10 protein-coding genes are annotated in these 8,982 nt (G+C 46.4%); 6 read left to right on the forward strand and 4 right to left on the reverse strand.

From position 1 onward, the window contains the following. From PHU49_10930 to PHU49_10940, 3 genes are all read right to left on the reverse strand, one after another. Positions 1-2,660, reverse strand: a 2,660-nt coding sequence (locus tag PHU49_10930) for an adenylate/guanylate cyclase domain-containing protein (GenBank protein ID MDD5244515.1), incomplete at its 3' end; no start/stop codon positions are given. A gap of 165 nt (positions 2,661-2,825) precedes the next feature. Continuing rightward, positions 2,826-3,242, reverse strand: coding sequence for a peptide chain release factor-like protein (locus PHU49_10935; protein ID MDD5244516.1), 417 nt, complete (start codon positions 3,240-3,242; stop codon positions 2,826-2,828). 99 nt (positions 3,243-3,341) lie between these two features. Beyond that, entirely contained in the window at positions 3,342-4,076 is a 735-nt protein-coding gene (locus PHU49_10940) for an alpha/beta hydrolase (GenBank protein ID MDD5244517.1), read from the reverse strand. 53 nt (positions 4,077-4,129) lie between these two features. Between PHU49_10940 and PHU49_10945 the strand changes: the two genes are divergently transcribed. Then, positions 4,130-4,402, forward strand: coding sequence for a hypothetical protein (locus PHU49_10945; GenBank protein ID MDD5244518.1), 273 nt, complete (start codon positions 4,130-4,132; stop codon positions 4,400-4,402). Here the strand turns inward: PHU49_10945 and PHU49_10950 are convergent. Next, on the reverse strand, positions 4,399-5,307 hold the full coding sequence (locus PHU49_10950; GenBank protein MDD5244519.1) for a hypothetical protein: 909 nt from the start codon (positions 5,305-5,307) through the stop codon (positions 4,399-4,401). The two genes, PHU49_10945 and PHU49_10950, sit on opposite strands and share 4 nt — an antisense overlap. A gap of 72 nt (positions 5,308-5,379) precedes the next feature. Here PHU49_10950 and PHU49_10955 point away from each other — a divergent pair, with 72 nt between their 5' ends. The 5 genes from PHU49_10955 to PHU49_10975 form a co-directional block, all read left to right on the forward strand. Beyond that, on the forward strand, positions 5,380-5,655 hold the full coding sequence (locus PHU49_10955) for a hypothetical protein (protein ID MDD5244520.1): 276 nt from the start codon (positions 5,380-5,382) through the stop codon (positions 5,653-5,655). 17 nt (positions 5,656-5,672) lie between these two features. Continuing rightward, positions 5,673-6,137, forward strand: coding sequence for an Hsp20/alpha crystallin family protein (locus tag PHU49_10960; protein MDD5244521.1), 465 nt, complete (start codon positions 5,673-5,675; stop codon positions 6,135-6,137). Positions 6,138-6,349: 212 nt separating this feature from the next. Next, on the forward strand, positions 6,350-6,568 hold the full coding sequence (locus PHU49_10965) for a NifU family protein (GenBank protein ID MDD5244522.1): 219 nt from the start codon (positions 6,350-6,352) through the stop codon (positions 6,566-6,568). A 170-nt stretch (positions 6,569-6,738) separates the two neighbouring features. Then, positions 6,739-8,109 carry a diguanylate cyclase gene (locus PHU49_10970; protein MDD5244523.1) on the forward strand — a complete coding sequence of 457 codons (1,371 nt, stop codon included), beginning with the start codon at positions 6,739-6,741 and terminating at the stop codon, positions 8,107-8,109. Beyond that, a partial coding sequence (locus PHU49_10975) for a M20/M25/M40 family metallo-hydrolase (GenBank protein ID MDD5244524.1) occupies positions 8,102-8,982 on the forward strand: 881 nt, incomplete at its 3' end. The genes PHU49_10970 and PHU49_10975, both read left to right, overlap by 8 nt.

Here is an 8,982-nt window from a genome sequence, read left to right on the forward strand (position 1 = left end):
GATATAAGGAACGATGCGATAAAGCTTGCGATACCCCCGAGGACGAGAAATGTTTTTTGAAACGACCAGGCATTTGATATGGAGGTAACCTCAAACTTTGACAGAAGTATATTTAACGGATCCACAAAGAAAGGAAATATAAATATTCCGATAAAGAAAACGATAGAGAGCAGGGCCGAGCAATACTTTAAAAAATTGAAAAAGGTACGGATTATTTGCTGAATTATCTCCAGCCTTTTTAATTTTGATTCTATAGAATCCAAATCACCGGCAGTTTCTTTGCATGATGCATGGCATGCATCAAACTGCCAGGGCGCACAGAATTTTTCTGCTCCCCTGATGTCATCCATCCTTATTTTGAGTAACATGAGGTGTTTGTAATGGCTGTCAACGAACTGCCGGTAACGGTATTTCTTTACAAAGTTGAACGCCCTCTGCAAACGTTGCGATAATTGATAGATGATCTCTGAAAGGTCTTTTTTCTGCTCCTTTAATGAATTTTCGCAGATCGTGACGATCGAGTCGCTGTAACGGACAGCGTCTAAGTAACCGAAGTAGCTGTCGGATTCCATCAACTCTTCAACCTTTACGCGCAGCGACTGTATCTCGGCAAGACTCCTCTGGCTGAGCAGTTCCTCTGTGTTTTTCAGTATCGTGCACGCGTCCTCGAAACGCGATTGCGCCATATTTCTCGCCTTATTAAACATTGTCCCAAGCTGGGGTGCGACAATTGCCTTATATGGTTCCATCTCAGGGTCAATGAGCACAACTGTATAATAATCCCTGTTTTCCCTGACCAGGCCTGTCAACTGCTGTATGGCCACCTTTTCTTTTTTCTGTTGCAGTTTCCATATAATGTCCTGGTAGATTGCCTCAGTACAACCGGGATCTATGTTCAGGATGTTGTTTATTTTCTCCTGGGCTTTTTGGGGATTATTGAGCAAAGTGTAAAGACGGGCAAGCTGGAACAATACGAATATTCTCTGTGGATCTGTTTTTGTGTGTATATATGCCTTTTTGAAATGTTTCTTTGCCAGCGAGAGGTTATTCTGTTCGATATTAAGATATCCAATCAGGCAATAGACCTTGTAATCATCAGGGAATGTTTCCAGCGCCTGTTCCAGGAGGGATTGAGCCCTTGAGTGGTCGGAGACGCGGAGCGAGTCCTGTATAAGCCATACGATCCCGCCTTCGCTCTGGCCGGCGCCCTGTTTAACCTTTTCCCAGCGGTTAGCGGGGTTGTTCCAGATAATCCTGAAAAAGGGCAATTGGAAAACCCTTTTCAGTTCGTAAAATGCAAGATATGCCTGTTCTGTTGCCGCATTGTAAAGACTGCCGTTGCCCGATGAGGCCTGGAGCGTGGTTACATACTGTAAAAAAAGCTCATTGATATTGCTGAGCGACAGGTAACCGAGTTGATTAATCGCAGAGGTCTTTCCGGGAATGTTTTTAGAAGGACAGTCTGATGGATAATGTTTCCGGTCACCACAGTAGAAGCAGGAGGCGTATGTGCCGTCCATAAGGGTCTTCTGATAAAAGAATGGTTGTACCGGCATCTGCTGTCCCTCTGCCGTCTCCTGTGGAATGCTTTTCCGGTGGACCCTGTTAAAAGTTTCATGTGTCTCTTCAACGGTTGATGGTTCGACGGATATATCACCCTCGTCTTTGATATCAAGGCGGACTTCCGGGGAGACATAAATCCCCCCGGGACTTATTGCATCCCATGCGACTTCAACGCCTGTAAGCGCCGGTATGTTCCCTTTTATATGGGGCAGTTTGTAGATGATTGTCCGGACAGGTACAGGGAAGGGCGCGTCCTTTTTCGTTACGCTGCCAAGATGCGCTAAAATACTTTCTGCTATTGATATTGCATGTACACTGTCGTTCATGATCAGTACAAGAGATTTATCAGGAAGAACATATTCCTCTTCATACCCTTTTGCGATAGCGTCCTCTGTGTTCAAATTGCCGATGAAGTTTTCCCATATATGTGAAAAATCTGTTTCGCCAATGTCCGGCAGGGGGTGAACGTGGATGAACGTTTTCAAGACAGGTTCTGCACTGATTGCATTTTCCCAGACTGCTTTGTACATGGTAAGACCGCTTGGGGCATCTTTTGCGTTCCAGAGGTTCACCGGTTCAAAATGTATCCCGGGAATATCCTGCGCACGCTCATATATCTCCTGAGAAATATATATCTCGTCACCATCTGCGAGGTTTGTCAGTTTTGCTGCCACATTGACTACATCACCGTAAATATCCTTTTCTTCAACGATGACTTTGCCGAAATGAACGCCTATGCGAATGTGAATCTGGTGTTCACCGGCAGCATCATCATTGTAAGCGCGGAATACGTGCTGCATCTTGATGGCGGCCCTGAGTGATTCCGATGGACCGGCAAAAGAGGCCATCACAGAATCACCGATCGCCTTGATGAGATTTCCCTTATACTCGTCGATGACGGAAGTGGCTAAATTCTGATGTTGACGGAGCATCTCCCGTCCGTCCATATCGCCGTAGGTCTTGAAGTACTTTGTTGAGCCTACAACGTCAGTAAAGAGAACCGCGATGTTCTTCAGCGGGTCGTCCTGGTAGGCATCCAACAGGAATGACAGGTAATTATCAAAGGGTTTTTCTTTTGAAGACGCACTCAGGCTCATGGTTCTCAGATTAGTTATCGGCAGAACCGGCCGCGGGCTTAATAGACGCCCTGCGCCGCAGTATATCGTAGATCGTATTTCGTATATCGTTAAAGACTTTTGAGGGTGCCTTTATAGGCTACTATATACGATATACTATATACTATTCGCTGTTTTACGGGGTTGTCAGTACTCTGATGCATCCGGTTTTACTGAGCGGGACTTTTTCTTTTCAGAATGGAGATGTTTTAAATGAAGGACCTTTTCCTGTGCCCTTTTTGAACGTTTCCTTTTTTGTCTTTTTATCTTCTCGATGTGTCTTCGTTCCTCGCTCTGTCTGCCGAGGATAAGATTCTCAATCTTGTTGATAAGTATGCGCCTGGCAAGAAAGCGGTTCAGCGCCTGTGAACGTTCCCGCTGGCATTTTACTTCGATACCGGTAGGGACATGTTTCAGATAGACGCAGGTGGAGGTTTTATTGACATTCTGCCCGCCAGGTCCGCCGGAATGCACGAAGCGTTCTATGATATCGGGTTCCCTGATGCCGAGCCTCTCCATCTTTTCCTTCAGGGTTTTTGCCTTGTCTGAACCTATTACCGCCATGATATCCTCTCAGCTATCAGAAAAAGCAGGCTAAGGTTCAGGCTAAGGTTAAGCAAACTCTGGTTCTCCTCAACCTTAACCTCAACCTGATTCTTCTCGCTATCCGCTGTTTTTGACAAACTCCTCTATCTCCTTGTTTACTGCGTCCGGTTTTTCGAGCATGACCATGTGGCCGGCATCCTCTATGATACTGAGTCTGGAACCTGCAAGAGAGCGATGTAAAAATTCAGAATACTTCGGCGGCGTCATAAGATCGTCTCTGCCGCAGATGATGAGGGAAGGCGCCTTGATCGCAGTGATTGTATCCATGATGTTAAAGCCGTTACAGGCGGAAAAATCCCTGAAGATCGTCTCTCCGCTGCATTGCATCATTTCGTTGAAGGCCGCCTCTTTCGCCTGCCGGGAGGTCTTGTCCGAGAAGATGGCTGCAACAATATTCCCGACCGTTTTCGCCTTGTCTTTTTGGATCCCTTCCAGTATCGCCGGCAGGACGGAGAGTTTTGCCCCTGTCCCGATGAGGATGAGACCTTTCACGAGGTGGGGGTAGACAAGGGCAAAGGACATGCCGATCGCGCCGCCCATGGAATGACCGGCGATAAAATATTGGTCAGAGGGTCTTTCGCTGAGGAGATGGTAGAGGGAATCACAGTGCTGCCCGATAGAATCATACCCGTCGCCGGGGCATCTCCCGTGACCGGGAAGATCTACAACGAGAACCTCCATGGATCTTTGCAATACCTCTCTCTGGAAGTACCATGACTTAGTGCTTCCACCGGCGCCGTGAATGAAGATGACCTTTTTCCCTTTTCCTGTTTGCTCGCAATAGATGCCCATACATCCTCCAGAATTATGTTGAAGAGACCCGTAAGAAATTATATTATGACGAGATGAGATTTATTGCAATACTCCTTGTAGCTTTCCTCCTCTTTTCATGCGGTAATGGAGTAGAGCTTTCGCAAAAACAGAAGAAGGCCGGTGAACAGAATAGCGAGGAGCAATATAAAAAAGAGCTTGATGAAATAAAAAAGAGCCTGAAAGGCGACGTGAAGATAAAATTAAAAAAGGATGGCAAAGGGGGTTACAGCTGGGAGATAACCGGCAAAGACGCCCAGGAGATTATAAAGGCAAACGATATACTGGTAAAGAAGCTTGGCAACTAAGTAGACGCCCTCAAAAGCCCGATGCTTCGGGCATAGCGTATTGCTTCCGCGTGCTCTTTCAATGAGATCCTGTTTGCGATCTCTTCAAATTCACCTGCCCTGTGGCACGGGTGATATTGTGCCATGATGTTGACAAAGGCGTTCTGCGAGACCTCGTCCCTGATAAATTCCATGATCCTTTTCGTGTCCTCTCCACAGGACGGCATGACGAGGTGGCGTATGATAAGTCCTTTCCGGGCAATGCCGTGTTCATCGACAACGAGGTCACCGACCTGCCTCTGCATCTCAACGACTGCCTCCCTGACGACCTCAGGGTAATCCGCTGCCTTGCAGAATCTTTGGGATAATCCGCTGTCGAGGAATTTGATATCAGGCATATAGATATCGATGATGCCGTCGAGGAGCCTGATCGTGCCGGTCGAATCATAACCGCTCGTGTTATAGACAAGGGGGGTGGAGAGACCGTTCTCGATCGCAATCGTAAGGGCCTTTATGATCTGCGGAACATAATGGGTAGGCGTAACGAGGTTGATATTATGACAGCCGCGGTCCTGGAGGTCGATCATCAGGGCTGCCAGCTTGCCGTAGGTATAGCGGGTACCCTCGCCGTATATGCTGATGTCGTAGTTCTGGCAGAAGATGCACTTAAGGTTGCAGTGGGTAAGAAATATTGTCCCCGAACCGTTGTGTCCGACCAGCGGGGCTTCCTCCCCGAAATGGGGTGACGCCGATGAGATGAAGAGGTCATAGGGCGCCTTGCAGTATCCGAGGTCACCGACCAGCCTGTTGGCCTTGCACTGCCTCGGACACAGCGTGCAGGGATTGAGCAGGGACTCGAGCTCTTCCAGTCTTTCCTGCAGTATGCCCCTGGAGTATGATTCTATATAAAGGGGTGTATATTCCATAGCTACTTTAAAAAACCGATATTTTGCATTAATATTATATCATAGAGACATAAAAAAACCAGGAAGGTGCTTATGAAATACGAATATGTTCTGAAGATATTTTCCATGGAAGACCTGAAGAAAGAAGGTGTTGTTGTTGACCAGCGTAATAATATCGTTTACGCTTGTAGACCCGATGGCGAATGTGAAGTGCACGATGTCGGCATGGAGCAACTTGATAATATGTCACGACTTTTGAATGAAATGGGTCAGGAGGGATGGGAGCTTGTACAGTTTTCTTTTCACCAGTCGGGTGTGGTAAGCTTTTGGAAGAGGTCCTTAAAGGGATCGAAAACAAATAAAAAATAGTAACAGGAGGTGGAGCTATGCCTTTAACGCCCTGGAAATCTATGTGGGAATCAAGATTTCCCTCAATGCGGGATGAGATGGACAGGATATTCGAAGATTTCTTTGAAAAAGCGGGCTTTCCTTCTCTCCGGGAGGGGGGATGGGTACCGGCTGTTGATGTACACGAGACGAAAAAGGATGTTATTGTCACCATCGATATCCCGGCGATTGATCCAAAAGAGATTTCAATAACGATCGTTGAAGACAGGTTAATGCTGAAAGGGGAGAGAAAGACAGAAGAAGATTGCAGGGATGAAGATTGTTACAGGTCTGAAAGGGTGTACGGATCATTTCAGAGAACCATTCAGCTCCCGGCTGAAGTTGTCGGAGACAAGGCAAAGGCGACATACAAGGACGGTGTGCTGAAAGTAAAGCTCCCGAAATCGCAGAAGGCAGTACCAAAGGAGATCAAGATAGAGATACAGAATAGCGGGAGAGGATGAACACTAAAGGCAGTGAATAGCGAATAGTATATAGTATTTCGTATATAGTATATAGTGGACTACAAATGCATCCTCTAATGCCTTATGCGATATACGATATACGAACTACGATATACGGTTATTTCGGTGTGCGGCGATTCTATTTACTTATCAGCGAATTGTGCTTATACTTAATAATCCCCGGTATGGGGTAAAAATTTTTGGAGGTACATATGAAGGAGAAAGTTAAGGCGGCAATAGAAAAGGTAAGGCCTTTTTTGCAGAGAGACGGCGGCGACATTGAGCTTATTGATGTACAGGATGGTATCGTGAAGGTAAAACTGCAGGGTGCATGCGGAAGCTGCCCGATGAGCATGATGACATTGAAGATGGGAGTGGAAAAACAGCTCAAAGAAGAGATACCGGAGGTAAAAGAGGTTATCGCCATATAGTGGTTGACAAAGACCTTCAATTTACATAACATTGTTTTAAATTTAAAGGGGAGGTGTTTGTATGGCGAAGTGTGGGACCACAAAGAAGACAGCCAAAAAGGCTGCTCCGAAGAAGGGAAAAAAGACAAAGAAGTAAAAAGAGAGGGGTTTGAAGCCCCTCTTTTTTGTTTATGGATAACACAAAACGTCTTTTCATTATTGATGATGATGAAGCAACACTGACTATTCTGACAGGCTATTTTGAGCACTGCGGGCTGAAGGTTTTTGCGTTCAGGGACCCGCCGGATCTTGAAAAGGAATTGAAAGAAAAAGATCCTTACGCAGTATTGCTCGACATCGTATTGCCCCTCGTTTCAGGTGTTGAAATCTTACAGAAGATAAAGAATATCAAGCCGAGGATACCTGTTATCATGATGACAGGATACACCAATGATGAAAGGCGCATCGAATCCCTCCGCAAGGGGGCATACACGATCCTGACAAAACCATTCAACAGCTTCGAAGAGGTTTATCATGTTGTTAATAACGCAATGGACCATTATATTGAATCCCTCAGGACGATGGAGCTTGCAAGACGGGTAGAAGAGACGCAAAGGCTGGAAAAGATCAATATCCTGGAGATAGACTTTTTAAAGAGCCTGCAGCATATGATAGGAGAGGCTGAAGAACCTGGATTTGTTCTTAAGAACGCCTATGCCCTCTTAAAAAACTTTCTTGATTTTGAATACTTCGGAGTCCTCCTTACCTACGGGAATGAAGTAAATATCCAGATCTACCCAAAGGTCGGCAGCAATAGAAGACTTGCCGAGGTTATAACAAATATCCTTTTAAAAAGAATGTCCCAGGGGGCTGTTAACGCAAAAATAACCGGCGCCGCGGATGATTATCAGTCGGTTATGGTGGAGTTGTCCACGACAAATACCGTATATGGTTTTGCAGGGCTCTTCAGGGGCTCCCCATTCCAGGTTCAGGAAGAGACTACCTTCAGCAAGTTTTGTTCCCACATATCGGTTACGCTTGAAAAGATACGTTTGTTCCAGGAGATCAAAACCCTTTCAATCCATGACGGCCTTACAGGAATTTTCAACCATACGTATATCATCAACAAGCTGAACGAAGAGATTGAAAGGGCGAAGAGGTATCGTTCGGACCTTTCCGTAACGCTCTTCGATCTGGACAACTTCAAAGATGTCAACGACACATATGGCCACCTGGCAGGGGATTCCGTTTTGCAAAAGCTTGCAGAGCTTTTTACAAAAAAGTTGAGGACTATCGATATTGTCGGTCGGTACGGCGGGGAAGAGTTTCTTGTGATTCTGCCGGAGACTGATCTTGAAAGGGCCTATGTTGTTGGAGAACGTTTAAGGGCCGGGGTTGAACAGGAAGAGTTTATCTATGAGAACCATCATATAAAATTGACGGTGAGCGGCGGAATTGGTTTGTACCAGCAAGGTCATATCGCCAATGACCTCATCAAGATAGCTGATAACAATCTCTACAAAGCCAAGAGGGAAGGAAAAAACAGGTTATATTATGATTAACGGCGAGAGCGCTGTTCGGTTGACAAGAGAACTTATCCGTATCGACACATCAAATCCGCCGGGAAATGAAGAGAGTGCGGTCCTCTTCCTGGAAGGTATTCTCGGCGTGGAAAGGATAGAGACCGAGATCTATTCCCCTATGCCCAAGAGGGCAAATATCCTTGCCAGGATCAGAGGCAAGAGCAGGGGGAAGCCGGTTATTATACTGAGTCACATCGATGTTGTCCCTGCCAACCGTGACGAGTGGACAGTGGACCCCTTCGGCGGTGAGTTAAGAGATGGTTTCGTCTATGGCAGGGGCGCCATTGATATGAAGGCGCAGACCATATGCCAGCTCCTTGCGTTTATAAATCTTTACAAAGAAGGGATAGAGCCTGAACAGGATGTGATCTTTCTGGCTACCTGCGATGAAGAGGTGGGTGGGCAGAATGGTGTTGAATTCATGCTTCGGAACGTTCCGGATTTGAAAGACGCCTCTTTTGTCCTGAGCGAGGGAGGATCTCTTGTTGAGGAAGATGGTTTTATACATGCCCAGGTATCTGTGTCAGAAAAGAAACTGGGTCAGTTCAGGATACAGGCCACGGGGATAGGCGGCCATGGGTCCATGCCTCACAGGGATAACGCCAATGAGAAGATTGTCAGGGCATCCCAGGCAATACTCTCCCATCGGTGGCCCATGAAGCCTACAAGCGTCGTGAGCACATATCTGAATACAGTCCTTAAGGGCAAGCGGGGGAGGGGGTTTACCTTTTCTTCCCTGAGAGAATCTTTAAAAAACAGGCATTTCAGGGATTTTATAGAGAGTAACCCGGTCTATAATGCCCTGCTTCGCAACACAATAACCCTGACGATCTTAAAAGGCGGTGAAAAGGT

It is taken from the genome of Syntrophorhabdaceae bacterium (assembly GCA_028713955.1).
In the GTDB taxonomy this organism is placed as follows: Bacteria; Desulfobacterota; Syntrophorhabdia; order Syntrophorhabdales; family Syntrophorhabdaceae; genus UBA5609.

Bases quoted from the DNA above. Each gene is read 5' to 3' on its own strand.
- PHU49_10970 (MDD5244523.1), top strand. From the start codon at position 6,739: ATGGATAACACAAAACGTCTTTTCATTATTGATGATGATGAAGCAACA.
- PHU49_10965 (MDD5244522.1), top strand. From the start codon at position 6,350: ATGAAGGAGAAAGTTAAGGCGGCAATAGAAAAGGTAAGGCCTTTTTTG.
- PHU49_10955 (MDD5244520.1), top strand. From the start codon at position 5,380: ATGAAATACGAATATGTTCTGAAGATATTTTCCATGGAAGACCTGAAG.
- PHU49_10935 (MDD5244516.1), bottom strand. From the start codon at position 3,242: ATGGCGGTAATAGGTTCAGACAAGGCAAAAACCCTGAAGGAAAAGATG.
- PHU49_10960 (MDD5244521.1), top strand. From the start codon at position 5,673: ATGCCTTTAACGCCCTGGAAATCTATGTGGGAATCAAGATTTCCCTCA.
- PHU49_10950 (MDD5244519.1), bottom strand. From the start codon at position 5,307: ATGGAATATACACCCCTTTATATAGAATCATACTCCAGGGGCATACTG.
- PHU49_10945 (MDD5244518.1), top strand. From the start codon at position 4,130: ATGAGATTTATTGCAATACTCCTTGTAGCTTTCCTCCTCTTTTCATGC.
- PHU49_10940 (MDD5244517.1), bottom strand. From the start codon at position 4,076: ATGGGCATCTATTGCGAGCAAACAGGAAAAGGGAAAAAGGTCATCTTC.